We start from the raw sequence: 25,879 nt of genomic DNA, 5'->3' as shown, positions 1-25,879 counted from the left end.
TCATTTCAGGCGCAGAACCCGATCGAGCGAGAGCGGGCCCGCGCCGTTGATCACGATAACCACGAACAGGAAGGTCCACATAACCCGCTGATCCATCAGGGTGATGGTGTTGTCGAACAGACTGCCCAGCTTGACCCCATGCCCGGTGACATCGGTGAATGTCTGCACCCAGACGAACCCGATCATGCCCAGGGCGGCAAGGCGAGTGAACAGCCCCACCAGCAGCAATGCTGGCAGGATGAACTCGGCCCACGTGCCGGCGACGGCAACGGGCCAGGTAAAGAACCCAAGCTGCGAGCTGTCATAGCCGACGGCCTCCATCGCCTTGGGGAAGATCTGCACATAGGCCCCGTCCGAAGGGAACAGGAACCCAAAAAAGCCGCTGCCCAGCTTGGTCATGGCCGAGTTCCAGTAATAGACCAGAAGAACCGCAGCAAAGGTCAGCCGCGCCACTGTCGGCGTCAGCCAGTTCGAGGCGTGGTCCAGCTTACCGAATGCGGAATTGTGCAGAGAAATCAGGGCAGTCATGTTTCCGGCCTTTCGATGGTGACAGAAGTGATCGCATTGCCCTGCAGCAGCAGTGCCAGGGTGGCACCCAGGTCGAATGCGGGCGTCCGAGCGGTGGTTGCCTCGAAGGCCTGGCCAATGGTCCGGCCGGCCTGAATGGCGGTGATCCAGTCGAGCCCGCCGGGGGGCAGCAGGTGCGGCGACGGGTCGAATTCAGCGCGCGTGATCAGCACGTCCTGCGCACCGGGCTCGGGCTTTGGCGCGCCGTCTTCGGTGTTGAACAACCAGATGGCGTAAATGGGCCAGTCGGACCGGATCAGCTGCATGGCCTGGGCAATGCCCAGCCGGGCCTGCATCAAGTCCTGGGGCGGCAGGGTGGCCAGCACGTCGGGTGCGATCGGCTGGCTGTCGGCGGCGTGGTACGACCGGCGCAGGGCGAGCTCCAGCCGCGCCACGTCAGGCAGATAGCCCAGATGCGCCAGTTGCTTGGTGTCGGCGAGAAATTCGGGGAAGCTCTCGCCATAGAACATCATCAGCGGGGAGGTCGGCGGGTGCTGACGCAGATAGATCCCGGCCAGACCGTCCATGTTCTGCGGACCCAGCAGCTTGGTTATGACCGGAAATGCCTGGTGCATGGCTTCGGTCAGCGACACGGCTACGTTGTTGCGATAGACGCTGAAGCGGCGTCCGGCAGGGCGGGCTTGGTCGTCCACCAACTCGTCGGGCACGGGGGCTGCCGGGTCCAGCAAGGCCGCCCGGAATTCCGATTGCGAAACGCTCATGCCGGGATCCGGTCCAGCGCGGATTGGGCGCGTTCAGCCTCGGAGCGCAGGGTGGGCCAGTCGGGCACGTCATTGTCCCATTCGATCAGCACGGGTTTGGGGCCTGATTGGTCGAGCACATAATCCAGCAAAGCCCAAACCGGGTCGACGACGGCGCGGCCGTGGCTGTCGATCAGCAGGGGTTGGCCGTGGTCGTCCTCGTCCTCGTCATGGCCACCTAGGTGGATCTCGCCAACCTGGTCCACAGGGTAGGCGTCGATATAGGCCTGCGGGCTGTAATTCAGATTGGTGGCCGAGACGAAAACATTGTTGACGTCCAGCAGCATGCCGCATCCGGTCCGGCGTGCGACCTCGCGCAAGAAGTCGGGTTCAGACCACGTGCTTTCGGCAAATGCGAGATAGCTGGACGGGTTTTCCAGCAGCATCTGCCGGCCCACCGTCTCTTGTACCTGATCGATATGATCGCAGATGCGCGCCAGTGTGGCGTCTGTATAGGGCAGGGGCAGCAGATCGTTCAGGAACTGGCTGTCATGGGTGGACCATGCCAGATGTTCTGAAAAGCTGGCCGGGTTCAGCCAGCCCACAAGGTGTTTCAATCGCTCCAGGTGCTCGGCGTCCAGCGGTCCTTCGCCGCCGATCGACAGGCCCACGCCATGCACCGAGATGGGAAACCGTTCGGCAAGGTGACGCAGTTGCGCCAGGGGGCGACCGCCGTCGCCCATGTAGTTTTCGGCGTGAATTTCCAGCCAGCCGACTGGACCGGGCTGCGCCAGAAGGTCGGCAAAGTGCTGAGGCTTGTAGCCAACACCGGGCGCGGCGGGCAAATGGTTTACTTTACGGGCGTCATCCAACAAGGGCCTGATCCTTTCCGGCAAAAAAGAGGGCGGGCAATTTGAAAACGCCCGCCCTTGTAAACCGTCAGGCAGTCTTATGCGGGCAGGTCACGCTCGAGCGGTTCCAGTGAGCCCTTGCGGGGTGTTCCGTCCGCAGCTTTGGGCAGTTCGATATCGGTGCAGGTGCCTGCATCGACCAGCGTCCAGGCATTGCCCTGGTAATCGACGGTCGAGGTGCCGGCGCAAGTGGTGCCCGGACCAGCGGCACAGTCATTCTGACCGGCCTTCGAGATGCCATAGCACTTTTCCTTGGCCTGTGCGGCTGCGGTGGTGGCAGTGCCGGCAACGGCTGCTGCAACGGCGCTTGCGATTACGAGGGTTTTGGCGGTGTTCGACATCTCAGATAATCCTTTTCGTGATTGCGTATGTCTGCTTGTGACATTGACAAAGGTAACGGCTGACACCTCTCTGTTGAATTCACGAGCCCGTGTCTCACGGCTGTGTCAGGGAACGTTAATGCCCCTTGCAAGTTAACGCACTGTAATAAATTAGGAAATCCAAAAATGTTTCATTCCGGCCCCGTGCTGGGGGCCGGATTTTCTGCAAGGCGGAGCCGATTGTTACAGAAGATCGGGCGGCGTGGCCGCGCGCGCCAGCTCTTTTGTTACATCCTCGAGCGACTGGACACGGGTCTGCTTCTCGCCCAGGCGGCGGACGCTGACGGTACGCTCTTCGACCTCGCGGTGGCCCACGGCCAGGATCACCGGGACCTTGCCGACCGAATGCTCGCGGACCTTGTAGTTGATCTTCTCGTTGCGGATGTCGGCCTCGGCGCGGACACCGGCGGCCTTGAGCGTTTTGACCACTTCCAGAACGTAGTCATCGGCCTCGGAGGTGATCGAGGCCACGACGACCTGACGCGGCGCCAGCCAGAAAGGCAGCTTGCCGGCGTGTTCTTCGATCAGGATGCCGATGAACCGTTCGAACGAACCCAAACAGGCGCGGTGCAGCATCACCGGACGGTGTTTGGCCCCATCAGCGCCGATATAGGTGGCGTCCAGCCGTTCGGGCAGGACGAAATCAACCTGGAAGGTGCCGCATTGCCAGTCACGCCCGATCGCGTCGGTCAGCACGAATTCCAGCTTCGGCCCATAGAAGGCACCTTCGCCGGGGTTCAGTTCCGGCTCGACCCCTGCGGCGCGCGTGGCGGTCAGAAGGGCCTCTTCGGCCTTGTCCCAGACCTCGTCCGAGCCGGCGCGCTGTTCGGGGCGATCCGAGAATTTGACCTTGAAACTGTCAAAGCCCAGATCCTTGTAGACATCGGTTAGAAATCCGATAAAGCGGGCACATTCGTCGCCAATCTGGTCCTCGGTCGCGAAGATATGGGCGTCGTCCTGGGCAAACCCGCGGACCCGCATGATGCCATGCAACGCGCCCGAGGGTTCGTAGCGTGCGCAGGATCCGAACTCGGCCATGCGCAGCGGCAGGTCGCGATAGGATTTCAGACCCTGCTTGAAGATTTCCACGTGGCAGGGACAGTTCATCGGTTTGAGCGCGTTCACGGCCTTTTCGCGGGCGTGTTCCTCGTCGACTTCGACGATGAACATGTTCTCCTGGTACTTGTCCCAGTGGCCCGAGCGTTCCCACAGCTTGCGGTCCACCACCTGCGGGGTGTTGACCTCGACATAGCCGCCGCGTCGCTGCTGGCGGCGCATGTAGTCCTGCAGCTGGGTGTAGATCGTCCAGCCGTTGGGGTGCCAGAAGATCTGGCCCGGGGCCTCTTCCTGCATGTGGAACAGGTCCATCTCGCGGCCCAGCTTGCGGTGGTCGCGTTTGGCGGCCTCTTCCAGCATGTGCAGGTGCGCCTTGAGCTTTTCCTTGCCGGTGAAGGCCACGCCATAGATACGCTGCAGCATCGGGCGGTTGCTGTCGCCGCGCCAGTAGGCGCCGGCGATGGACATCAGCTTGAACGCGTCGCCGGGCAGTTGGCCGGTATGCTGCAGGTGCGGGCCGCGGCAGAGGTCCTGCCAGTGGCCGTGCCAGTACATGCGCACCGGTTCGTCACCAGGGATCGCCTCGACCAGCTCGACCTTGTAGGGCTCGTTGTTGGCCTTGTAGAATTCGATGGCGCGCTCGCGCTCCCAGATCTCGGTGGTGACCGGGTCGCGCTTGTTGATGATCTCTTTCATCTTTTTCTCGATGAGGCCGAGATCTTCGGGCGTGAACGGCTCTTCGCGGTCGAAGTCGTAGTACCAGCCGTTTTCGATGACCGGGCCGATTGTGACCTTGGTGGCGGGCCAGATTTCCTGCACCGCGCGGGCCATCACGTGGGCAAAGTCGTGGCGGATCAGTTCGTTGGCCTGGGCCTCGTCCTTCATCGTGTGGATGGCGATTTCGGCATCCTGTTCGATGGGCCACTGCAGGTCCCAGTGCTGGCCGTTGACGGTGGCCGAGATGGCCTTTTTCGCCAGCGAGGTGGAGATGTCGGCAGCGACCTCGGCCGGCGTCACGCCTGCCGCGTAGGATCGGGAATTGCCATCTGGGAAGGTAAGAGAGACGGATTTCGTATCCAGGGCCATGATCTGGCTCTCCTCGTCGGTTTGGCGCCCACAGAACGCCCGGTTGCGGGTTATGGTGTCGGGCCCGTGTGGCAGGTGGTGGTGTCTGTGTCAAGGGTGAGGGGCGAGGGGCGCTGCCCCTCGCGCTCCCCGGGATATTTGATGCCAGATGAAGAGGGGGGCGGGGAATTGCACTTGGGCGCGGCGCGTGCATGATGCTGGAAAAGCAAGTGAGGGTTTCATGGCAGCGACGACATTTCTGGAAACGCCGCAGGGGCGGCGGCTGGCCTATCACAAGAGCGAAGGGGTGGGGCCCACGGTCGTTTTTCTGGGTGGTCTGAAGTCGGACATGGAGGGCACCAAGGCGGTGCATCTGGAGGACTGGGCGCGGGCGCGTGGGCAGGCCTATCTGCGGTTCGACTACTCCGGGCATGGCGAAAGTTCCGGCCGGTTCGAGGAAGGTTGCATCGGGGATTGGCACGAGGACACGGTTGCGGCGGTTTCAGCGCTGACCAAGGGGCCACTGATCGTAGTGGGTTCGTCCATGGGCGGGTGGCAGGCGCTATTGCTGGCCAAGGCCATGCCCGAGCGGATCGCGGGTATGGTCACGATCGCGGCGGCGCCGGATTTCACCGAGGACGGTTATTGGGCCTCGTTCAGCGACGAACAGAAACAGGCGCTGGAGACGGTGGGGCATGTTGAGTTGCCCTCGGATTACATGGAGCCCTACATCATCACCAAGCGGATGATCGAGGATGGCCGGACGCGGCTGGTGTTGCGGTCGCCATTGAACCTGCCTTTTCCTGTGCGGTTCCTGCAGGGCACGGCTGATACGGCGGTTTCGGTCGACACCGCTGTACGGCTGCTCGACCATGCCAGCGGGCCGGACATGCGGCTGTTGCTGGTCAAGGATGCGGATCACCGGTTCTCGGACGGGCCGTGCCTGGGGCTGATCGAGGATGCGGTTCGCGACGTGATGGGGGCCAATTGATGTGGCGGCTGGGGCGGTTTCTCGGGCGGGCCTTGCTGGCGTTGGTGGTGGTCGGCGGGCTGATCTACTGGTTCGGCCCGCGCGAAGAGGTAGATCTGCACCCGCGGTTCGATCCGCGCAAGTTCGGCGAGGGGGTTCAGGTCTATTTCGAAAGCATCGAGTCCGCCTATGACGATATCGTGCCGGGTGTCGAAAAGCGGGTCATCTGGCAGGACGGATTCAAGGAACGGCGCACGCCTTATTCGGTGCTCTATGTGCACGGGTTCTCGGCCTCGTCCGAGGAAATCCGCCCGGTGCCCGACAGGATCGCCGACGCGCTGGGGGCCAATCTGGTCTATACGCGCCTGCAGGGGCACGGGCGCGGGTCGGATGCGATGGCCGAGGGGACGGCCTCGGGCTGGATGCGGGACATGGCCGAAGGTCTGGCCGCCGCCCGCGCCGTGGGCGAGGAGGTCATCGTGATCTCGACCTCGACCGGGGGGACCCTGGCGGCAGCCGCGGCGTTGGACCCCGAGCTGAGCAAGGACGTGGTCGGGATGGTGTTCATATCGCCCAATTTCGGGGTGCAGGCGGCCGGATCCTGGATACCGTCACTGCCTTGGGCGCGCAGTTGGCTGCCGTTGCTGATGGGGGAAACCCGCGACGTGTCGGGCGACGATGCCGAACGGAACACGTACTGGACGTTGGTCTATCCGTGGGAGGCCGTGGTACCGATGTCGGTGCTGGTCGACCGGGTGCGGGCGCTGGATTTCTCCAGGGCGTTGGTGCCGGCGCTGTTCTGGTTTTCGGATGAGGACAAGATCGTGCGCCCGGACCTAACGCGCAAAGTCGCCGCCGCATGGGGCGTGCCTGCAACCGTGCACACAGTGACAATGGGGCCGGGTGACGACCCCTATTCGCATGTGGTTGCGGGGCGGCTGACCTCGCCCGGGCAGGACGCGGCCACGGTGCAGGGTATTCTGGACTGGCTCGGGGCGCTCGGGGTCGAATAGGCCATTGGCCAGCGGACAGAGGTGGAGAATGCGCAAGCCGGGCAGCACGTGGAGCCTTGAGACGCTGGGCCGGGTGCGGCTGTCGCGGCATTTCTTCTTGCGCGATTTCCTGTATTCCGAAATCGGGAATTTTCACGCCCGGCCGAACATTCCCGAGGATCCCGACCTTGCAATCGAAACGGGGCGGGCGTTGTGCGAAACCTTGCTGGACCCGCTCGAGGAGACCTTTGGCCGGGTTGCCGTGCGCTCGGGCTATCGCTCGCCCTCGCTGAACCGCTTCGGCAACGAGAACAAGCTGAACTGCGCCCGCAACGATCATCCGTTGGAATGCCACATCTGGGACCGGGGACGGGGGGATGCGCGGATCGCGGGGGCGTCGGTAGTGATCCCATGGTTCGCGGACCGGTACGCGCAGGGCCGCGATTGGCGCGATCTGGCGTGGTGGATGCACGATCATCTGGATTATTCCGAGATCTGGTTCTTTCCCAAGCTTTGCGCGTTCAACCTCGTGTGGCGGCCCGTTCCGCTGCGCCGGATCGACAGTTACATCGCTCCGCGCGGCAGCCTGTTGCGGACCGGAGCGGAGCCGGACGAGCCACCCGACGCACGGCGTGCGCGGTATGCCGATTTCCCGCCGTTCCGGGGTATCTGCTACCCGTGATTTTTGGCCTTGCCCGGCGATGCGCAACCTTTCATCCTGACGAAAACGCCGACGCATTCGGCAGACAAAAGGAGGCCCCGCGTGATCGAGCCGCTGGTGCTTTTGCCCGGTCTGATGTGTGATGCCCGACTGTTTCAGCCGCAGATCGCCCAGTTGTCGCGGGATCGGGCGGTGACGGTCGCGCCCATCGGCGGCGGGGATCGGATCGAGGAAATCGCCTCGGGGTTACTGGACCAGTTGCCTCACCGCTTTGCGCTAGCCGGGCTGAGCATGGGCGGCGTTGTCGCGCTGGAATTGGTGCGGCGGGCGCCCGACCGGGTGACGCGGCTGTGCTTGATGGCCACCGATGCGCAGGCCGACACCCCCCAGATCGCCGCGAACCGCGAAGAGTTGATCGTTGGGGCGCAGGCCGGACGCCTGCAGGAAGTGATGCGCAAGGTCATCGGAACAAACATCTTGGCGCCGGGGCCGCAGCGCCTTCCCATACTGGACGACATGCTGCAGATGGCGACCGAACTGGGGCCGGACCTGTTCGTGCGCCAGATGCGCGCGCTTCAACGGCGCCCGGATCAGCAGGGTACCCTGCGCCGGATCAAGGTGCCGACGCTGGTTTTGTGCGGGGCGCATGACACGCTGACGCCGGTACGCAAGCACAGCTTTATGGCCGAACTGATCCCCGAAGCCGTCTTGCACGTTGTGAATGACGCCGGGCATCTGCCCACGCTTGAGGCGCCCGAGGAAACGACTGCCGCGCTGATCGACTGGTTGAATATTCCGTTGCGGATTTTCTAGCCGTAGAGGGCCGCGCGTTCTTCGCGGGTGATCACATGCGGCAGCGCGACCGGTTCGCCTGTCTCGGTATCGAAAAACGGGGTCTGCCGCCAACGACCGGATAGGCGCGCGCCCAGCACGCGCCGGATCATGCCCAGAACGGCCGGGCCCGGTTTTTCATGTTTCCACTTGCCGTTGCTCTGCGGAACATAAGCGCGGGTCTTTACCGGACCCAGCGGTTCAGGGTCGGCAAACCGGGCCACGTCAAAGCCGGCAAACGGAAGTTTCGGGCTGCTGGTGGTGGTAGCCAGCGGGGCGTTGCAGCATTTAGCGTACCAGCGAAACAACCCCTTGGGGCCAAGGCGCATCACCGCCAGGTTCTCGGCTCCCATGGAGATGTGTATGTATTCTGGAGACATCTGGAATATGTCCACCGGGCCGGGCGCGGGATCGGGCTGGCCGAAATACAGCTGCCCGGCCCGGCAATCGGGGCAATAGCAGACGACATGGGTGCCCGTGGCCAAGCCTTTGGCGCTGACCTCGCCTCTCAGCCCGCCGCAGGTGCAGGCGAAGGTCAGCGACGTGGCTGTGGCGCCGGGTATCACGCGACCTTGTTGCTGTTGGCGGCGCGGCGTTTCGGCTTGCGGCTGTTTTCGTTCATGAACTCAATGACCAGCGGGCGGATGTTGTCGCGCCAGCTGCGCCCGGCGAAGATGCCGTAATGCCCGGCGCCGGGTTCGACATGGCTGGCCTTCTTGCTGTCGGGCAGGCCGGTGCACAGATCCAGCGCCGCGATGCACTGGCCGGGCGCCGAGATGTCGTCATTGGCGCCTTCCACCGTTTTGACCGCTACATCGGTGATTTTGCCGATATCCACCTTGTGGCCATCCACGACGAACTCGTTCCGCGCGATTTCGCGGTTCTTGAAAACACGCTCGACTGTGGAAAGGTAGAATTCGGCGGTCATGTCCATCACGGCGAGATATTCATCATAAAACCGGTTGTGGGCGTCGTGGTCCGATGCTTCGTCACGCATCACGCGGTGGATCTGGTCCGAGAAAGCCTTGCCATGGCGCTCGGCATTCATCGACATGAAAGATGCCAGCTGCAACAGGCCGGGATAAACCATCCGGCCGACGCCTTTGTATTTAAAGCCCACGCGCTGGATCATCGTTTCCTCAAGCTGGCCCATGGTCACGCGGCGGCCGAAATCGGTGACTTCGGTCGGCGTGGCGTCAGGATCGACGGGGCCGCCGATCAAGGTCAGGGTGCTGGGCTGCGCCTTGGGGTCCTTCTCGGCGAGGTAGGCGGTGGCGGCCAAGGTCAGCGGCGCGGGTTGGCAGACGGCCACCACATGGGTGTCGGGCCCGAGCTCCTTCATGAAATCGACAAGGTAGAGGGTGTAGTCCTCGATATCGAACTTGCCTTCGGACACGGGGATGTCGCGCGCGTTATGCCAATCGGTGATGTAGACTTCGCAATTGACCAGCAGGCTTTTGACGGTCGAGCGCAGCAGCGTGGCGTAGTGCCCCGACATCGGCGCAACCAAAAGCACCTTGCGCGGTTGCTCTTCGCGGCCATTCACGCGAAAGTGGATGAGATCGCCGAAGGGGCGTTCAAGCACGGAGGTGACTTCCACCAGATGATCTTTGCCGTCCTCGCAGGTAAATGTTCGGATGCCCCAGTCGGGCTTGGCGACCATGCGTTTGAAGGTGCGTTCCGTGACTTCACCCCAGGCTGCCATCCAGTTGAACACCGGATTGGGAACCATCGCAAAGGCGGGGTAGGAGGCAAATGTGCTTGCGGTTGCACCAAGCCATTGATTGGTGTTCCGCATCGACTCCATCAGGTCGTAGGTCATCATATAGCGCATGGATTTGGCCTCCTGAATGTCAGCCTGAAAGTTCGGACCATTCGCCGCTTTGCCCCCCGGTTCCCACGACGATATTCTGCACAGCAGCGAGGTTAGGGGGGATTTGTTTAAATGACAACAAGCGAAGGCAAGATGCCGGAAATGACCGACGAACACCTTGAACGGCTTCAAGAAAACATGATGAAAGTCGAGGCGCTGTCGAAGCGACTGGTCGAGGTTATGGCGTCCAGAAAACCTCACAATCCCGCACTGGATGTCCCGAATCACGAAGTTTTGGCAAAGGCGGCAACGGCTTACTGGACCGAGGCGCTGCAGAACCCGGCCAAGCTGCTGGAACAGCAGATCGAATACTGGGGCAAGTCCGTTTTGAATTTTGCTGCAGCGCAGCAAGCGCTGCTGAACGGAGACGACGACGTGGAAACCGGCGCGCCGCGCGACAAGCGGTTTGCGAATCCGCTGTGGGACAAGAACCCCTATTTCCGTCTGGTGCTTCAGCAATACCTGACCAATGCCGAGGCGATCGCACAGGCCGTCGATTCCGTCGAGGATCTGGACGAAAAAGACAAGCGACGCCTGCGCTTCATGGCGCAGCAGATCGTCGACATGATGTCGCCCACCAATTTCCTGCCGACCAACCCAGACGCCCTGCAAAAGGCGATCGAGACCGACGGCCAGTCGTTGATTCAGGGGCTTGAGAACCTGGTGGCCGATCTCGAGGCCAATGACGGCGCGCTGGTGGTGAAATTGGCCGACGAAAAAGCATTCGAGGTGGGGGGCAACCTGGCAACCACACCGGGCCAGGTAGTGTATCGCAACCGGATGATGGAGTTGATCCAATATGCGCCAGCCACCGAAACGGTGCATGAGATCCCGATCGTTCTGTTCCCGCCGTGGATCAACAAGTTCTACATCCTGGACATGAAACCCGAAAACAGCCTGATCAAATGGATCACCGAGCAGGGTTATACCCTGTTCGTGGTTAGTTGGGTCAATCCCGATGCCAGCTATGCCGAAACCGGCATGGAGGACTATATTCAGGACGGCTACCTGACCGCGATCGAAGAGGCTAAGAAGATCTGCAAGGTCAAGCAAGTGAACGCTGTCGGCTATTGCATTGCGGGCACCACGCTGGGCCTGACTTTGTCGCTGCTGAAACAGCGGGGTGACAAATCGATAAAATCCGCAACCTTCTTTACCGCGCTGACGGATTTTTCCGATCAGGGCGAGTTCACGCCGTTCCTGCAGGAGGACTTCATTGAAGAGATCGAAGAGGAGGTGAACCGCATCGGCGTTTTGCGGTCATGGATCATGGCGCGGACCATGTCCTTTCTGCGGGCGCGTGATCTGGTCTATGCCCCTGCGGTGCGCAGTTACATGATGGGGGAAACGCCGCCGGCATTCGACCTGCTGTATTGGAACGGCGATGGGGCCAACCTGCCGGCCAAGATGGTGGTGCAGTATCTGCGGGGCCTGTGTCAGCGCAACGAGTTCGTCACCGACGGGTTCGAGTTGATGGGCCACAAGCTGCATGTGCGCGACGTGGATGTGCCGCTGATGGCAATCACCTGCGAGACCGACCACATCGCCGCTTGGAAGGATTGCTACCGGGGGGTCCAGCAGATGGGGTCTCGGTCGAAGAGCTTCGTGGTGTCCGAATCCGGCCATATCGCGGGCATCGTGAACCCGCCCAGCAAGAAGAAATACGGTCACTACACCAATGACGACCTGAAGGCGGATGCCGACACTTGGATGAAAGAAGCCTCCTTCCACGAGGGCTCGTGGTGGCCGCGCTGGGAGGCGTGGTTGAAAAAGCGTTCAGGCAAGCAGGTTCCCGCGCGTACGCCTGCTGATTCGGACCATCCACCGCTGGCCCCGGCGCCCGGCACCTATGTCGTGGCCAAGCCAAAGGTCTGATTTCATTCTGAAACCTAAAATATTTCTGCGACGCAGCAAAAAATGCTTGAAATGCTGCGTTGCGGCATTCATATTGTCCTCAAGCTGAAGAACCCGGGGTGGGCCCGGACTGGCTGAAAGGATTAGACCAATGGCAAAGACCCAAGACTTTACCGCGACCCTGAAGGAAATGATGGGTGCTTTCCCGGTGGATACCACCGCAATGGAAAACGCGTTCAAATCGACCGCGACCCTGAACGAGAAACTGTCCGGCGTTGCGCTGGAAGCCGCCGAGAAATCGGCCGAGATCTCGAGCAAGTGGACCAAGGACACCCTGGCCAAGCTGGCCGAGATGTCGAAAGCCAAGGCCGAGCCGGCTGACTACGCAAAAGCCGCAACCGACTTCGCCAGCGCTTCGGCCGAAGTCGCGGCTGAGAACCTGGCCGCTTTCGCTGAAATCGCCAAGAAGCTGCAGTCGGAAACCGTCGAGCTTCTGATGGCTGCCGGCAAGGAAGCTGCGGAAGAAACCACCGCGGCCGTCAAGAAAGCCACCAACGAAGTGACCGCTGCCGCTAAGAAAGCAACGGCCGCCAAGTAAGCAAGACCCGCGAAACGCACCCATCCCTCCCAACCGGTGCAATCGCTAGGGGCAGGTCCTGTGACCTGCCCTTTCTTTTTGTGCTGCGGTCGCATAACCTCTGCTGCAACGCATCATCCTTGGGGAGGGCAAACGGTGTCGGACAAAGAAAAACCTCTGCTGATCAAGCGCTATGCCAGCCGTCGGCTGTATAACACCGAGACCAGTGACTATGTCACGCTCGAGGACATCGCGGGATTTATCCGCGACGGGCGCGAGGTGCAGATCATCGACCTGAAGACCGGGGATGACCTGACCCGCCAGTATCTGCTTCAGATCATTGCCGAACATGAAAGCCGCGGCGAAAACGTGCTGCCGGTGAACGTGCTGAACGATCTGGTGCGCAGCTACATGCTGCCGGGCGGGGGCATGATGCCGCAATTCCTGCAATCCAGCTTTGAGATGCTTCGCGAAAGTCAGACCAAGATGATGGAGAACATGAACGCCATGAACCCCATGAGCAACATGCCGGGGTTCGAGGCGCTTCAGGCGCAGCAGCAGGCGTTTCTGAAGGCCATGACAGGCGGTTTGTCAGGCGGATGGTCGGGGCCTGAAAAGGACGAGAACGCCAAGCCCGAATCCAAAGAGGACTTGGACGACATCAAGAAACAACTGGCCGAGCTGCAGCAGAAACTGTCCAAGCTCAGCTGATACCAGACAGGCCCGGATGACCCGCGCCTTTTGTCTCTGGCGTTGATCTCAGGTACCGAAGGCCACTTCGGGCGCGGTAACCTCGCCGACCGAGGCCAGGATGATGTCGGCGATTACATTCAGTTCCGCGCGGGTCAGGCGCACGGGAAGGCGCACATCACAGGCCGACATCAGCATTGCGCGCGTTCGAGGCAGCTCGACCTGCTCGGGCAGAAACTGCCAATTCCAGAAGGCGCGGGCATTGTCCTCGCTCAGACCAAAGACCTGCACCTTGACGCCACGGCCCTCGGCTGCAGCGGCAAATGCCTTGATCTGGTCTTTGTTCAGGTCGACCAGGTTGAATTGGATCGAATCCGGCGCACGTCGTTCCGGTGTCAGCGGGTCGGGTACGTGAATATGCGGCGAGCTGTTCAGGCGCTGCGCCACATAGTCGTGGTTGGCCAGCCCGTCGCGCACCCGCCGCGCCAATTCGGGCAACTGCGGCCGAATCACTGCCGCGCTGAGGTTGCTCATACGCAGATTGTAAAGCGGTAGCTTGTTCTGCCATCGGGCAAAAGCCTGCTCTAGGTCGGGCGTATTCTGGCCATGCGGGCCTTTGTGTTTCTTCCAATTGTGCTCGTAGGCGCCCGACATGATCACGGCGCGGGCGACGAGGTCGGCGTCGTCGGTGACAAGGATGCCGCCTTCGCCCGCGTTGATCATCTTGTAGGACTGGAACGAGAAACAGCCCACCTTGCCGATTGTGCCGATGTTGCGGCCATGCCAGGTCGTGCCCAGCGAGTGGGCTGCGTCCTCTATCACCGGGATGTCGCGCATGTCGCACAGCGCCATGATCGCGTCCATGTCCGAGGTATGGCCGCGCATGTGGCTGATGATAACCGCCTGAACGCCGTCGAGCTTGGTCGCGAAATCGTCGATGTCGATGCGGTAATTTTCACCCACCTCGCACAGGACCGGAACGCAGTCGGCATGCACCACCGACGAGGGCACCGCCGCAAAGGTAAAGCCGGGGATCAGCACCCGCGCGTCCCGCGGCAGCCCCAGCGCCTTGAGCGACAGGAACAGTGCGGCCGAACAGGAAGACACCGCCAGCGCGTATTTGCTGCCGAGCAATTCGGCGAACTCTGACTCGAGCAGGGCAACCGGCGCGTCCTGCGGCGCGGTATAGCGGAACAGGTCCCCGGATTGCATCAGGGATTCGATCGCGTCTTTGGCAGCGGCAGGGATGGGTTCGGCGTCGTGGACGTTGGGTGGCAGCGTCATATTTGAAAATTCCAAAGGTTATCTGTGGAAAAGATAAAATGAAAGATCGCGCAAACCAAGCTTTCATTCGCCTGTTGGGCGAAATTTCACCGAACTGTCACAAGTCTCGGGTCAAAGGGCCAGCCGATCACGCAGGGCATACCATGTCATTGCCAGCACCAGCAGAGGGCTGCGCAGGGCCGAGCCGCCGGGAAAAGGCAGAGCGGGCACGCGGGCCATCGTGTCGAACCCTTCGGCCTGACCCTGGATGGCCAGCGCCATCAACTGACCGGCATGGGTTGCAGTGCCGACCCCGTGACCGGAATAGCCCGAGGCAGACAGGATGTTCGGCGCCAAGCGTGTCAGGTAGGGCATCCGCCGCATTGTGATGGCCAGCGTGCCGCCCCAGGCATAGTCGATCCGAACGTCGCGCAGATGCGGAAAGATCTCGGTCATCGGTTTGCGGACTTTGGCGGCGATGTCGGATGGAAAGCGATAGCCATAGCTCTCGCCACCGCCGAACAACAGCCGCCCATCGGCGCTGAGCCGGAAATAGTTCACCACGAATTTCGTGTCGGCAACCGCTACGTCCTGCGTCAGAACCTTTGCAGCCTCGGCGCCCAGGGGCTCTGTTGCGGCGATGAAATTGTTGATCGGCATGACCCGCGCCGCGACCTTGCGGTTCAGGTTGCCCAGATAGCCATTGCAGGCCAGAACCAGATGGTCGGCCGTGACCGAACCCTGTTCGGTGCGAACGGTGACGCGCGGGCCTTCTTCGATGCCCAGAACCTCGGTGTTTTCGTGCAGCATCAGACCGGCGGCCAAGGCGGCCTCGGCCAGGCCAAGCGCAAAGTTCAGCGGGTGCAGATGGGCCGCGCCCCTGTCCAGATAGCCGCCCGCATAGGCCGGCGAGGGGCAGAGCGCGCGCCCAGCTTCGGCATCCAGAAGCTCGATCTGGTCATAGCCATAGGCGGTTTTCAGGTGCTTGGCGTGAGTGTGCAATTCGCCCCGTTCGCCGTCGCTGAAGCCTAGCGTGGCGATGCCCGGTTTCAGGTCGCAATCGATGCAGTGGCGTTCGATCAAGGATTTGACCAGCGTCTTGGCGTCTTCGGCCAGATCCCACAGCTTGGCCGCGTCGTCGCGCCCGACCAGTTTTTCCAGATCTTCCTGATCCATGCGCTGGGCGCTGCCCAGTTGCCCGCCGTTGCGCCCCGAGGCGCCGAAACCCACGCGATGCGCCTCAAGCAAGACCACCCTGAACCCGGCCTCGGCCAGATGCAGCGCGGTCGACAGACCCGTATACCCTCCACCGACGATGCACACGTCGGCTGTGACATCGCCGCGCAGCGACTCGGTTGGGGTTCGCGGGTGCGCGGTGGCGGCATACCAACTGGGTGGGTAAGTGCCGCGTTTGTCATTGCTGTACAGCAGATTCATGGCGCACATGGCTCAGACGTTCAGCAGCAGGTGTTCACGCTCCCACGGCGAAATCACCTGCAGGAATTCCTCGTACTCGGCGCGTTTCACGATGCTGTAGACGCGGGCGAACTCGGGGCCCAGAACCTGATGCAAGGCTTCGGCCTCGTCGAACAGATCCAGCGCGTTGCCCATGACCTGCGGGATGTCGCCGTCACCTTCGTAGGCGTCGCCATAGAACTGACGGCGCGGCCGGTCCTGATTGACAAGGCCAAGATAGCCGCAGGCCAGCGACACGGCGATGCCCAGATAGGGGTTGCAGTCCATCCCGGCAATGCGGTTTTCCACCCGGCGGCTGTCGGGACCCGACAGCGGCACGCGGATCCCCGTGGTGCGGTTGTCGCGCGCCCATTCCAGGTTGATCGGGGCGGCGTGGTCCTTGACGTAGCGTCGGTACGAGTTGACGTAGGGTGCCATCACCGCCAGCCCGGCGGGCAGGTGCAGTTGCAGACCGGCGATGAAGTTGTAGAACGCGTCCGTCTCGCCGCCCTGAGGCCCCGAGAACAGGTTCTTGCCCGTCTCCATGTCGATGATCGAGTGATGGATATGCATGGCCGATCCCGGCTCATCCTCGATCGGTTTGGCCATGAAGGTGGCAAAGCAGTTGTGGCGCAGCGCAGCCTCGCGGATGAGGCGTTTGAAATAGAACACCTCGTCGGCCAGCTTGACCGGGTCGCCGTGGCGCAGGTTGATCTCAAGCTGACCAGCGCCGCCCTCCTGGGTGATGCCGTCGATCTCGAACCCTTGCGCCTCGGCGAAATCGTAGATGTCGTCGATCACGGGGCCGAATTCATCGACCGCGGTCATGGAATAGGCCTGCCGCGCGGCCGCCGGGCGGCCCGAGCGGCCCATCATCGGCTCGATCCCTTTGGCCGGGTCCACGTTGCGGGCAACTAGGAAGAACTCCATCTCGGGCGCGACAACCGGTTTCCACCCTTTGTCCTTGTACAGCTGGACCACGCGTTTCAGCACGTTGCGCGGGCTGAACGGAATCGGATCGCCGTCGCGGTCGTAGGCGTCATGGATCACCTGCAACGTCCAGTCGCCCGTCCACGGTGCCGCGGTGGCGGTGGAAAAATCGGGCTTGAGGATCATGTCGCGCTCTATGAAACCATCCTCGCCTGCGGCTTCGCCCCAGTCTCCGGTTATGGTCTGGTAGAAGATGCTGTCTGGCAGATGGAAATAGGACTGCTTGGCAAATTTCGAGGCCGGAACCGCTTTGCCCCTGGCAATGCCGGGCAGGTCCGAGATGATGCATTCCACCTCGTCCAGCCGGTGTCCTTCGATGTAATCGCGCGCCGCCTGTGGCAGCTGCTCTGTCCATTCGGCCATCAGGCCCTCTCTTTCTTCAGGAAATCGGCCATCAGGCGGCCGATCCGTTCGTTGTCATCGGGGGCGGCTTCGCGGGTCTTCGCGTCTTTCATCAGCGCATCGGGCACCACACCCTTGCCGCGCGTTTCCATCAGCCCCTGGATGAAGTCGTTGGAATATTCCGGGTGGGCCTGCACGGTCCAGATCGTGTCGCCATAGGCCAGCATCGCGTTTTCGCAGAACGGGTTGCTGCCCAGCAGGTGCGCGCTTTCGGGGCGTTGCGTGACCTGATCCTGATGCCAGGCGTTCAGGCTGACGGTTTCGCCGTCATAGTCGTATTCGGTGCGCCCTATGGCCCAGCCGCCTTTGAATTTCTCGACCTTGCCGCCCAAGGCCTGCGCGATGATCTGGTGGCCGAAACAGACGCCGATGAGGGGTTTGCCGGCCGCGTGGATCTGTCGGATCAGCTCTTCGAGCGGCGGTATCCACGGATGATCCTCATAGGCACCGTGACGCGACCCGGTGATCAGCCAGCCATCGGCATCATCGGGATCATCGGGAAATTCGCCATCAACCACGGCATAGGTCACGAATTCAAAACCGTTGCCATCCAGCAGGGTGCGGAACATGGCGTCATAGTCGCCGAATTTCTTCTCCAGCGGTTCGGGCGCGTGGCCGGTCTGCAAAATGCCGATTTTCATGAGTCACCAAATTTGATCAAATTTAATCTAGCTGAGTCCCGCCGAACGGGCAAGGGGGTCAGACGGCCTCGAGATAACTGAGCCAGTGCTGATCTGCCGGGATCTGCTCGAAGCGCGCGATCTCCTGCCGCTTGGTCATGGCCATGTTGCGGATCAGATCAGTGGGAAAGATGCGCGCGACGATCGGGTCGGTCTCGAACGCAGTCACGGCCGTGTCCCAGTCAGCGGCCAATTGCGGCAGGCCGTCGATGTCGTAAGCGTTGCCGGTGATCGGGGCTGGGGGGTGCAGGCCGTCCTCGATGCCCACGAGGGCCGCGCCCAGAACCGCAGCCAGCATCAGATAGGGGTTGATGTCGCCGCCGGCCACGCGGTGCTCGATCCGGCGGGCGGCGGGCGCACCGCCCGGAATGCGGATCGCGGCGGTCCTGTTTTCATAGGCCCAGGCCGCGCCCGTGGGGGCATGGGCTCCGGGCACGAGCCGCGTGTAAGAATTGCCATGCGGAGCAAAAATCAGCGTGCTGCCGGGCATGGCGGCCAGACAACCGGCGACGGCAGAGCGCAGGATTTCGGTCCCTTCACGCCCGCCATTGTCAAAGACGTTGCGGCCCTGGCCATCAAGCACCGAGAAGTGCACATGCATTCCGTTCCCCGCATCATCTGCATAGGGTTTGGCCATGAAGGTCGCGGTAAAGCCGTGCTTGCGAGCCAGCCCACGGGTCAATGCTTTGAAAAGCCACGTATCATCGGCGCAGCGCATGGCGTCCTGATGGTTCAGGTTGATCTCGAACTGGCCGATGCCGCTCTCGGAAATTGCCGTCTGGGCGGGGATCCCCATTTCGGCGCACCCGTCATAAAGCTCGGTGAAGAAGGCGTCGAAGGCGTCCATTTCGGCCATTGACAGCACCGCCTCGCCGCGCAGCCGACGGCCAGTGACCGGGTTATGTGGGGGCTTTGGATGCGCATCCGAGGAATCAAGCAGGGTGAATTCCAACTCGGTCGCGGCAACAACTTTCCACCCGCGCTGGGCATAGCGCGACAGGACCGCGGCCAGCGCATGGCGGGGGTCGCCGGCAAACGGCGTGTCGTGATCGTCGTACAGACACATCGGCACCAGCGCCGTGGGTGTAGTCAGCCAGGGCATCGGCACCGGCCCGCGCTCGGTCGGGCGCAGCACGCCATCGGCGTCGCCGGTTTCAAACACCAGCGGGCTGCCCTCGATATCGGCGCCCCACAGATCGACGTTCAGCGCCGAAAACGGCATGCGCACCGCGCCGCTGCCCAGCTTGTCGGCGTAAGACGGGGGCACGCGTTTGCCGCGCATCTGGCCGTTCAGGTCACATGCGGCGACGCGAAATGTGTGCAGGGCGGCAAGGTCCATCCGGGGCTCCGTAGCTGTGCTTCGGCAAACCTAGTCGAGCTTTTTGCCCTTGTCACGATATTTGATCAAATTATCCGACAGCAGCTGTCGCCCTGCTGAATGGGCGGGCAGGCCACGGTTCCGTACGAGCAGTAGACACAGCAATCGCCCGGCTTGGGTTTCAGTACGGTGTGACAGGCGCTGCATTCATAGAACCACTGGCAGGCGTCGGTGGGCATGGTCTCGGACTGGGCGTGGCCGCAGACCGGGCAGGTCAGGGTGCTTTCAAGCGTTACGGTCTTGTCTGTCATTGTCTCACATCGGCTGGATCAGAAATACGTTGATGCGGGCCTCGTGGAACACGACAACCCAGGCGACGGCAGTCATCGCGGTGCTGGCCGCCAAGCCCCATTCCAGATGGCGCACAGCATTGCGCCGACAGGCCACCAGCCACGCAGTCGCGATCAGTGCCGTCGAGGTCACCTGAACATGGTAGCTGACCGCCATGATCTGGCCAAAGACGGCCAACCAACTGCCGCCAAGGTCCAGCAACATCATCGTCATCGGCAGCATGCAGCACGCGCCCACACCAAGGGCCGAAAGGGATCCGGCGAAGCTGAGGCCGAGAAATCCGCGCATCTTGTTCATCCGTTATTCAAGGCCTGCGGCATTGCCGCATCGCGTGGGCAGAGGTCTAAATCCTGTAGTCACTACAGGATCAAGCGAAAGAGGTCACATGATTGCGATCGGCGAAGCGGCCCGTCAAAGCGGCGTGGGGATTGAGAACATCCGTTATTACGAGCGCGAAGGCATCGTGCCGCGCCCGGCGCGGGCCACCAACAATCGGCGGCTGTATTCCGCGCAGGATGTGGGGCGGTTGCGGTTTCTGAAACGCTGCCGTGACCTGGGGGTTTCGCTGGGCGACGCAAAGGCCTTGCTGGACCTGTCCGAGGGCGGCGCGGCCGATTGCGCCGAGGTCATCGCATTGGCGCAACGTCACATGGAAAGCGTACGCCGCAAGATCGCCGAGTTGCAACGGTTGCAAGCCGCCCTGGACGAACTGACCGCCAATTGCGCCGAAGGGTCGGTGGACTGCCGGATGCTGAGCCGGTTGCGGATGGCCTGAACCCTGGCGCCTCAGCGCGCCAGGTTCAGGCGGAACCGCATCTTGGCCTTGCGCGCCACCGGCAGGTGCCGGTTCAGCCGCTTGTTGATCAGGCCGAACATGCCCACGATCACCAGCGTCAGCAGGATGAAGTAGAACGCCAGGATCGGGTAGGGGACGAACGGGTTGAACGTCTTGTCAGCGAAATAGCTGGCATAGTACAGCGCGTCCCCGCGTTGCTGCCAGGCCGGGAAGGCCGAGAAGAAGACCAGCGTGGTGGCATGGAACAAGAATATAGCCTCGTTTGTGTAGGCGGGCCAGGCCAGCCGCAGCATGGTGGGCCACACGATCCGGCGGAAGCGCGACCAGCCGGACATGCCATAGGCATCGGCGGCCTCGATATCACCCTTGGGGATCGACCGCAGCGCGCCATAGAAGATCTCGCCGGAATAGGCGGCGGTGTTCAGGAACAGCACGATCAGCGCCCCCAGCCAAGCCGAGGTGAAGGCGTCGAACATAGGATAGGTCTTCTTGAGCGACAGGAACAGGAAGTAGGCAAAGAAGAACTGGATGAACAGCGGCGAACCGCGGAAGATGAAGATGAACCACTCGGACGGTTTTCGCAGCCACTTGCGGCTGGACGCCTTGCCCAGAGCCACGGCCGTGGCCAGGAAGAACCCGGTGGCCAGCGCCATCACGCCGAAATAGATGTTCCAGATCATCCCCGAACCGATCAGGGTGAACTGTTCGCACAGGGTGAAATCGCTGCGCGGCAGCAGGCGCTCGCCGATGCCGATCGAGCGCAGGCCGTAATCTTGGATGGTCTGCAGGCAGCTCATGCGGTGGTCTCCTTACGCAGCAGCTCTCCGCCCGAGGTCGCCTGGCCATGCGACAGGCGGCGCATCAGCCGTTCAAGGCCAATCTCGGAAACGCGGGTCATGCCAAGGTAAAAAACCAGCAGGAACAGGAAGTACCACATGCGCCAGTCGCCATGCGGATAGGCGGTGAATTTCGAGGTCTTGGTGCCGCCCAACTCGCGCGCCCAATAGACGATGTCCTCGACCCCCAGCAGGAACAGCAGGGGCGTGGCCTTGATCAGCACCATCCACAGGTTCGACAGGCCGGGCAGAGCATAGACCCACATCTGCGGCACGAGAATGCGCCAGAAGGTCTGGCGGCGGGTCATGCCATAGGCCTCGGCGGTTTCAAGCTGCGCCAGCGGCACGGCGCGCATGCCGCCGAACAGCACGTTGGCGGCGAAGGCGCCGAAAACGATCGAAAAGGTGATGACGGCCAGGAAAAAGCCGTAGGTTTCGTGCACCCATTCTGGTGCGGTGCCCAGCGGCAGCTTGGCGGCGGGGCAGACGAGGAAATCGTTGCCCTGACGGATCGGATCGGTCCAGTCGGGACACAGCACCTGGTGCCGCATCCATTCGAAACCCTGGTCCAGGGCGATCACGAAGAACAGGAAAAACGCAATGTCGGGCACCCCGCGCACGATGGCGATATAGCCCTTGCCCAGCCAGCCCAGCGGCGGGACATGCGACCGGGCCGCCATGGCCCCCGCAAAACCGAAGGCCAACGCCACCGGGGCCGTCACCGCCAGCAAGGCCAGAACCTTGATGAACGACAAGTAGAACGACCAGTGCACGCCGTTGGTCAGATAGCATGAAAACCAGCGGAAAGTGCCGAGCGTGTCGGGATCAGCGCAGTAGGAAAACATGAGGCGTCTTTCGAACGTCAGGCCCGGCGCGAGGCCGGGATTGGTTCGGCGCGCGTGGCGCCGAACCGTAGGACCGGATGCTTAGTTGGTGACGACCGAGCCGTCAGGTGCATAGGTGGCGGTATCCTCACCGAACCACTTTTTCAGCATCTCGTTCAGGGTGCCGTCCTGTTTCATCGAGGTAATCGCGGCATCGAATTTTTCACGCAGCTCCGTGTCGCTTTCGCGCAGACCCATACCGACGCCACCGCCCAGCGGAACTGGATCGCCGACAAAGACCAGTTCGCCATTCGATTCCTCGACAAGCGGCACCAGATAGTCGCGGTCGGCCAGAACGGCATCGGCTTCGCCGTTGCGCACGGCGGCGATGGTTTCCTCGGGCGTTGCGAATTCAACCAGGGTTGCGCCCGACTCGGCCACGTGGCCGGCCTGGATGGTCGCGGTCTGTGCAGCGACAACGCCACCGGTCACGTCAACATCCGCCGAGGTGGCCACATAGGCCGACGCGGTCGGCGGGTAGTAGTCCTGGGTGAAGTCGATGACCTCGTCACGCTCGGCCGTGATCGACATGCCGGCGATGATGGTGTCGTAGTTGCCCGACACCAGGTTCGGAATGATCGAATCCCAGTCGTTCTTGACCCATTCGCATTCCAACTGGGCGCGTTTGCACAGCTCGTCGCCGACTTCACGCTCGAAGCCGTCGATCTCGCCGGCGTCGTTGATGAAGTTGTACGGAGGATAGGCGCCCTCGGTGCCCATGCGGACCGTGTCGGCCATGGCCATGCCGGCGCCAAGCGCCAGTGCCGCGGTGGTCAGAATCAGGTTTTTCATTGGTAACTCCCCTGTTTGGTTCTGTTCTGATGTTATGCCGCCATCGTGGCGGAGAGAAAGCCCCGAAGCCGTTCGGATTCGGGCGCGGAGAAGATATCTTCGGGCGAGCCTTCTTCTTCGATCAGGCCCTGGTGCAGAAACACCACGTGGCTCGAGATGTCGGCGGCCATCTGCATGTCATGGGTGACGATGATCATGGTGCGGCCTTCGGCGGCCAGATCCTTGATTACCTTGATCACTTCCTGTTCCAGCTCGGGATCCAGCGCCGAGGTCGGTTCGTCAAACAGAAGCGCCTCGGGCTCCATGCAGAGCGCGCGCGCGATGGCGGCGCGCTGTTGCTGGCCACCCGAGAGCTGCGCCGGATAGGCGTCGCATTTGTCGCCGATGCCAACCTTGTCCAGATATCTGCGGGCGCTGTCCTCGACCTCGTGCCGGTCACGGCCCAGCACGGTGATCGGGGCCTCCATCACGTTTTGCAGGATGGTCATGTGGGCCCAAAGGTTGAACTGTTGGAACACCATCGACAGGTTGGTGCGAATGCGCAGCACCTGCTTGGGATCGGCGGGGCGGCGATGGTCGCGGGTTCCTGTCCAGCGCACCGGCTCGCCCTTGAACAGGATCTCGCCTTCCTGGCTGTCTTCCAGCAGGTTGCAGCAGCGCAGCAGGGTGGATTTGCCCGACCCCGATGACCCGATCAGCGACACCACGTCGCCGCGATGGGCGGTGATGTCCACTCCTTTGAGGACTTCGAGATTGCCAAAGCTTTTGTGCAGGTTCCTGATCTCGATGACGGGAGTGCTGTCGGTCACGGGTCGTCCTGGTGTTGTTGAGTGCGTTGGTGCGGTACTAGGGCTGAAAAACCAGAGCAATGCAATGCGCAAATGACAAGTTCAAGACCTGAAATCTCCGATTCGGCCAAGGACAGTGGTCAAATTGGTCAGCTTTCGGGCACCACCGCCGCGGGCGGTGGCGGGTTGGGAACGGCAAGGTAGAGATCGGGAGCAATGTCGATCAACCCGTGGATGTGCAGCGCCGCGCGATCGGCCGGGGAAAGGTCTGAGATCGCGGCGCGAACCGCGGCAGCGACCGCGGCCGGATCGCGCGTGATCGCGGTGATGTAGGGCAACGCCGGGGTGGGGCGCGTGGTTGCCACTTGGCGCAGGCGTTGGCCCAGATCGGTGTGCTCTTGCAGCAGCACCCATGTCAGCGCGTCCAGCGATGCATAATCGGCATGTCCGTCGGCCACGGCCTGCGCTGACAGGGCATGTCCACCGGTTTCCAGCAGGCGCGCCGGAGCAAGGCCCAGTTCGGACAGATGCGTGACCGGGGCGGCCCAGCCCGATTGGGACAGGGCCTCGTTATAGGCTAGGACGCAGGCGGCCAGTTCGGGCAGATCACGTGCATCATTGGCCCGGGCCACGAAGACCGAACAATAGTGCCCCGGCGGGCAACCCGGCAGGCCATAATCGGGGGTGCCAACCAGATGCACCTTGCCATGCAGTCGGGTGCGATAGGGCATGCTGCAGGTCTGGGCAAAGACTAGGTCAGGGTCCTGCCAGATTTCCCAGAAATCGCGATCACGGGTCAGTTGGCCCGGACCTTCGCCCAAATGCGCGCGAATCAGGCTCCAAAAGCGATCATTGACGGGCCGAAGGGCGGGCATGTCGTACATGCCCAGCATTGCGGTCACGATTTGGCGGCCTTCTGCCGGGCCCGTGCCGAATCCACGTCGCTGACGCCCAGAAGGCTAACCACCAGCCGCAAAAGCGAATCCTCATCCTGCGAGCGCTGACCGTCGGCCAGCGCCACCGACCACAGCGCCTGAACCACGCCGAGGCGGTGATCATAGGGCACCGCATCCTTGATGGCACGGGTGAAACGGACGGTGTCGGGGGCTTCTGCCTCGAGGTCCTCGGCCCGCGCACGCAGTCCTGCGGCCTCGAACGGCGACAGGTCATAGCGTTCAGCCAGGACCTTGTCGATGCGCGACATTTCGCTGTCGGCATAGTCATCGTCGGACCGGGCAAGGCGCACCAGCAGGGCGGCAAGCGCTAGCCGGGCGTCGTCATCGGTCAGTGGGTCGGGCTGCGGCTGGGTAAGCCGGGACAGGAAGGCATTGAACATGCCTCAGATATAGCGGCGGCTCAGTCTGCGTCCAAGCGGCTTTGCACGCGTTCGCGCGCGGCCTGGCTGTCATTGTAGCTGAGCCCCATGGCGATGCGTGCCTCTTCCACAATCTTGATCTCGCCCTCGTCCGAGTTTCCGTCGGCCAGCACCACCTCCCACAGGGCCTCCATCGCGGCCAGCCGCTCCTGCAAGTCCGTCGTTTCGCGGATCAGCTTGCCGAACGTATCGGTGTCGGGGGCTGCGGCGTGCAGCTTCTCGCAGGTGGCGCGGACCTGGGCGGCCTCAATCGCGTTGTGCTGGTACAGGCGTGCCAGGATGCGATCGATCAACCGGATCTCTTCCAGCTTGTAGTCGCGGTCGGCCTGAGCCACGCGCACCAGCAACGCGCCTAGAGCCAGTTCCGTGTCCGGATCGGGCAGGGTGGTCTGTTGCTGCGGGCGAAACGCCTGAAAGAACTTTTTCAACATTGGCGCAGACTATTCCGTATTTTGTGGTCCGCCAAGCCCGGGCTACCCGTCATAGCCTTCGATGACCACCAGATCGCCCAGCGAGACCGGATCGCGCAAGGCCTTGGCTTTCTGATAACCCGCGCTTTCATAGCAGGCCAGCGCATCCTCGTAGCTTGGGAATTCGATCACCACGGTGCGGGCGCGGGCTGCACCTTCCTTGACCTGGCGCTGACCCCCGCGCACCAGGAACCGCGCGCCATAGGCGGCAAAGGGTTCGGCGTTTGCGGCGATGTAATTCCTGTAGGCCTCCATATCGTTCACGTCGACATGCGCCACCCAATATCCTTTGGCCATGAAACTGCCCCCTGCGGTTTTTCCGGGTCAAATTGACCCGGAACGGAATGCAAA

30 protein-coding genes are annotated in these 25,879 nt (G+C 62.2%); 8 read left to right on the top strand and 22 right to left on the bottom strand.

Features of this window, described 5'->3' with window-relative positions:
* The 5 genes from AC2FME_RS02605 to thrS all read right to left on the bottom strand — a co-directional run bounded on the left by AC2FME_RS02605 (position 1) and on the right by thrS (position 4,701).
* Positions 1 to 528 (bottom strand): DoxX family protein, encoded by a 528-nt coding sequence (locus tag AC2FME_RS02605; RefSeq protein WP_496711876.1) that lies wholly within the window; start codon positions 526 to 528, stop codon positions 1 to 3.
* Complete coding sequence (locus tag AC2FME_RS02600) at positions 525 to 1,289, bottom strand: HvfC/BufC family peptide modification chaperone (RefSeq protein ID WP_496799531.1); 765 nt, start codon at positions 1,287 to 1,289, stop codon at positions 525 to 527. The genes AC2FME_RS02605 and AC2FME_RS02600 overlap by 4 nt, the downstream gene beginning before the upstream one ends.
* Positions 1,286 to 2,140 (bottom strand): MNIO family bufferin maturase, encoded by an 855-nt coding sequence (gene bufB / locus AC2FME_RS02595; protein ID WP_496799551.1) that lies wholly within the window; start codon positions 2,138 to 2,140, stop codon positions 1,286 to 1,288. Before bufB ends, AC2FME_RS02600 begins: the two co-directional genes overlap by 4 nt.
* 77 nt (positions 2,141 to 2,217) lie before the next feature.
* Positions 2,218 to 2,520: a BufA1 family periplasmic bufferin-type metallophore gene (locus tag AC2FME_RS02590; protein ID WP_496680247.1), complete on the bottom strand. Its 303-nt coding sequence runs from the start codon at positions 2,518 to 2,520 to the stop codon at positions 2,218 to 2,220.
* A 222-nt stretch (positions 2,521 to 2,742) separates the two neighbouring features.
* Entirely contained in the window at positions 2,743 to 4,701 is a 1,959-nt protein-coding gene (thrS, locus tag AC2FME_RS02585; protein WP_496799530.1) for a threonine--tRNA ligase, read from the bottom strand.
* Between the two features lie 220 nt (positions 4,702 to 4,921).
* On the opposite strand from thrS, the gene AC2FME_RS02580 reads away from it, so the two are divergent.
* The 4 genes from AC2FME_RS02580 (at position 4,922) to AC2FME_RS02565 (ending at position 8,116) form a co-directional block, all read left to right on the top strand.
* Positions 4,922 to 5,671, top strand: a complete 750-nt coding sequence (locus AC2FME_RS02580) for an alpha/beta fold hydrolase (RefSeq protein ID WP_496799529.1) — start codon at positions 4,922 to 4,924, stop codon at positions 5,669 to 5,671.
* Complete coding sequence (locus AC2FME_RS02575) at positions 5,671 to 6,663, top strand: alpha/beta hydrolase (RefSeq protein WP_496711872.1); 993 nt, start codon at positions 5,671 to 5,673, stop codon at positions 6,661 to 6,663. The genes AC2FME_RS02580 and AC2FME_RS02575 overlap by 1 nt, the downstream gene beginning before the upstream one ends.
* A 28-nt stretch (positions 6,664 to 6,691) precedes the next feature.
* Positions 6,692 to 7,324 (top strand): hypothetical protein, encoded by a 633-nt coding sequence (locus AC2FME_RS02570; RefSeq protein WP_496799528.1) that lies wholly within the window; start codon positions 6,692 to 6,694, stop codon positions 7,322 to 7,324.
* Between the two features lie 81 nt (positions 7,325 to 7,405).
* Positions 7,406 to 8,116, top strand: a complete 711-nt coding sequence (locus AC2FME_RS02565) for an alpha/beta fold hydrolase (RefSeq protein WP_496688917.1) — start codon at positions 7,406 to 7,408, stop codon at positions 8,114 to 8,116.
* Here AC2FME_RS02565 and AC2FME_RS02560 read toward each other — a convergent pair.
* Together AC2FME_RS02560 and phaZ are read right to left on the bottom strand one after the other, a co-directional pair.
* Positions 8,113 to 8,700 carry a DUF6151 family protein gene (locus AC2FME_RS02560; RefSeq protein WP_496799527.1) on the bottom strand — a complete coding sequence of 196 codons (588 nt, stop codon included), beginning with the start codon at positions 8,698 to 8,700 and terminating at the stop codon, positions 8,113 to 8,115. The genes AC2FME_RS02565 and AC2FME_RS02560 overlap by 4 nt on opposite strands.
* Entirely contained in the window at positions 8,697 to 9,968 is a 1,272-nt protein-coding gene (phaZ, locus tag AC2FME_RS02555) for a polyhydroxyalkanoate depolymerase (RefSeq protein ID WP_496688913.1), read from the bottom strand. The genes AC2FME_RS02560 and phaZ overlap by 4 nt, the downstream gene beginning before the upstream one ends.
* 111 nt (positions 9,969 to 10,079) lie before the next feature.
* Between phaZ and AC2FME_RS02550 the strand changes: the two genes are divergently transcribed.
* The 3 genes from AC2FME_RS02550 (at position 10,080) to phaR (ending at position 13,149) form a co-directional block, all read left to right on the top strand.
* Positions 10,080 to 11,882, top strand: coding sequence for a PHA/PHB synthase family protein (locus AC2FME_RS02550; protein WP_496711869.1), 1,803 nt, complete (start codon positions 10,080 to 10,082; stop codon positions 11,880 to 11,882).
* A 130-nt stretch (positions 11,883 to 12,012) separates the two neighbouring features.
* Positions 12,013 to 12,459: a phasin, PhaP gene (locus AC2FME_RS02545; RefSeq protein ID WP_490361999.1), complete on the top strand. Its 447-nt coding sequence runs from the start codon at positions 12,013 to 12,015 to the stop codon at positions 12,457 to 12,459.
* A 135-nt stretch (positions 12,460 to 12,594) separates the two neighbouring features.
* Positions 12,595 to 13,149 (top strand): polyhydroxyalkanoate synthesis repressor PhaR, encoded by a 555-nt coding sequence (phaR, locus tag AC2FME_RS02540; RefSeq protein ID WP_496680260.1) that lies wholly within the window; start codon positions 12,595 to 12,597, stop codon positions 13,147 to 13,149.
* A gap of 48 nt (positions 13,150 to 13,197) precedes the next feature.
* On the opposite strand, the gene AC2FME_RS02535 is transcribed toward phaR, so the two are convergent.
* From AC2FME_RS02535 to AC2FME_RS02505, 7 genes are all read right to left on the bottom strand, one after another.
* The gene (locus AC2FME_RS02535) at positions 13,198 to 14,412 is read right to left on the bottom strand and encodes a DegT/DnrJ/EryC1/StrS family aminotransferase (protein WP_496799526.1); all 1,215 of its coding nucleotides are present in this window, start codon (positions 14,410 to 14,412) and stop codon (positions 13,198 to 13,200) included.
* 111 nt (positions 14,413 to 14,523) lie between these two features.
* Entirely contained in the window at positions 14,524 to 15,828 is a 1,305-nt protein-coding gene (locus AC2FME_RS02530) for an NAD(P)/FAD-dependent oxidoreductase (protein ID WP_496799525.1), read from the bottom strand.
* A gap of 12 nt (positions 15,829 to 15,840) precedes the next feature.
* Positions 15,841 to 17,199 (bottom strand): glutamine synthetase family protein, encoded by a 1,359-nt coding sequence (locus AC2FME_RS02525; protein ID WP_496688905.1) that lies wholly within the window; start codon positions 17,197 to 17,199, stop codon positions 15,841 to 15,843.
* A complete protein-coding gene (locus AC2FME_RS02520; protein WP_496799524.1) occupies positions 17,199 to 17,879 on the bottom strand; it encodes a type 1 glutamine amidotransferase in 681 nt (226 codons plus the stop codon). Before AC2FME_RS02520 ends, AC2FME_RS02525 begins: the two co-directional genes overlap by 1 nt.
* A gap of 58 nt (positions 17,880 to 17,937) precedes the next feature.
* Positions 17,938 to 19,257 (bottom strand): glutamine synthetase family protein, encoded by a 1,320-nt coding sequence (locus AC2FME_RS02515; protein WP_496799523.1) that lies wholly within the window; start codon positions 19,255 to 19,257, stop codon positions 17,938 to 17,940.
* A 65-nt stretch (positions 19,258 to 19,322) separates the two neighbouring features.
* Entirely contained in the window at positions 19,323 to 19,547 is a 225-nt protein-coding gene (locus tag AC2FME_RS02510) for a GDCCVxC domain-containing (seleno)protein (protein ID WP_496799522.1), read from the bottom strand.
* 4 nt (positions 19,548 to 19,551) lie between these two features.
* The gene (locus tag AC2FME_RS02505; RefSeq protein ID WP_496799521.1) at positions 19,552 to 19,884 is read right to left on the bottom strand and encodes a hypothetical protein; all 333 of its coding nucleotides are present in this window, start codon (positions 19,882 to 19,884) and stop codon (positions 19,552 to 19,554) included.
* Between the two features lie 88 nt (positions 19,885 to 19,972).
* Between AC2FME_RS02505 and AC2FME_RS02500 the strand changes: the two genes are divergently transcribed.
* Complete coding sequence (locus tag AC2FME_RS02500) at positions 19,973 to 20,362, top strand: MerR family transcriptional regulator (protein WP_496799520.1); 390 nt, start codon at positions 19,973 to 19,975, stop codon at positions 20,360 to 20,362.
* A gap of 11 nt (positions 20,363 to 20,373) precedes the next feature.
* Here AC2FME_RS02500 and AC2FME_RS02495 read toward each other — a convergent pair whose 3' ends face one another.
* The 8 genes from AC2FME_RS02495 to AC2FME_RS02460 form a co-directional block, all read right to left on the bottom strand.
* Complete coding sequence (locus AC2FME_RS02495) at positions 20,374 to 21,180, bottom strand: ABC transporter permease (protein ID WP_496680269.1); 807 nt, start codon at positions 21,178 to 21,180, stop codon at positions 20,374 to 20,376.
* The gene (locus AC2FME_RS02490; RefSeq protein ID WP_480633320.1) at positions 21,177 to 22,064 is read right to left on the bottom strand and encodes an ABC transporter permease; all 888 of its coding nucleotides are present in this window, start codon (positions 22,062 to 22,064) and stop codon (positions 21,177 to 21,179) included. Before AC2FME_RS02490 ends, AC2FME_RS02495 begins: the two co-directional genes overlap by 4 nt.
* 81 nt (positions 22,065 to 22,145) lie before the next feature.
* Complete coding sequence (locus AC2FME_RS02485; RefSeq protein WP_496680270.1) at positions 22,146 to 22,895, bottom strand: transporter substrate-binding domain-containing protein; 750 nt, start codon at positions 22,893 to 22,895, stop codon at positions 22,146 to 22,148.
* A gap of 32 nt (positions 22,896 to 22,927) precedes the next feature.
* Entirely contained in the window at positions 22,928 to 23,704 is a 777-nt protein-coding gene (locus AC2FME_RS02480; RefSeq protein WP_496680271.1) for an ABC transporter ATP-binding protein, read from the bottom strand.
* Positions 23,705 to 23,832: 128 nt separating this feature from the next.
* Positions 23,833 to 24,576 (bottom strand): phosphate/phosphite/phosphonate ABC transporter substrate-binding protein, encoded by a 744-nt coding sequence (locus AC2FME_RS02475; protein WP_496799550.1) that lies wholly within the window; start codon positions 24,574 to 24,576, stop codon positions 23,833 to 23,835.
* Positions 24,577 to 24,581: 5 nt separating this feature from the next.
* Positions 24,582 to 25,019, bottom strand: a complete 438-nt coding sequence (locus AC2FME_RS02470) for a tellurite resistance TerB family protein (protein WP_496688894.1) — start codon at positions 25,017 to 25,019, stop codon at positions 24,582 to 24,584.
* A 20-nt stretch (positions 25,020 to 25,039) separates the two neighbouring features.
* Positions 25,040 to 25,489: a tellurite resistance TerB family protein gene (locus AC2FME_RS02465; RefSeq protein WP_496680273.1), complete on the bottom strand. Its 450-nt coding sequence runs from the start codon at positions 25,487 to 25,489 to the stop codon at positions 25,040 to 25,042.
* 42 nt (positions 25,490 to 25,531) lie between these two features.
* Entirely contained in the window at positions 25,532 to 25,825 is a 294-nt protein-coding gene (locus AC2FME_RS02460) for a DUF1330 domain-containing protein (RefSeq protein ID WP_496680275.1), read from the bottom strand.
* Positions 25,826 to 25,879 lie beyond the last annotated feature (54 nt).

The sequence above is a fragment of the Ruegeria sp. BHSC026 genome (assembly GCF_059613065.1).
Note: the sequence above shows the minus strand (reverse complement) of the source record. Positions and strands in the feature narration are given on the sequence as shown.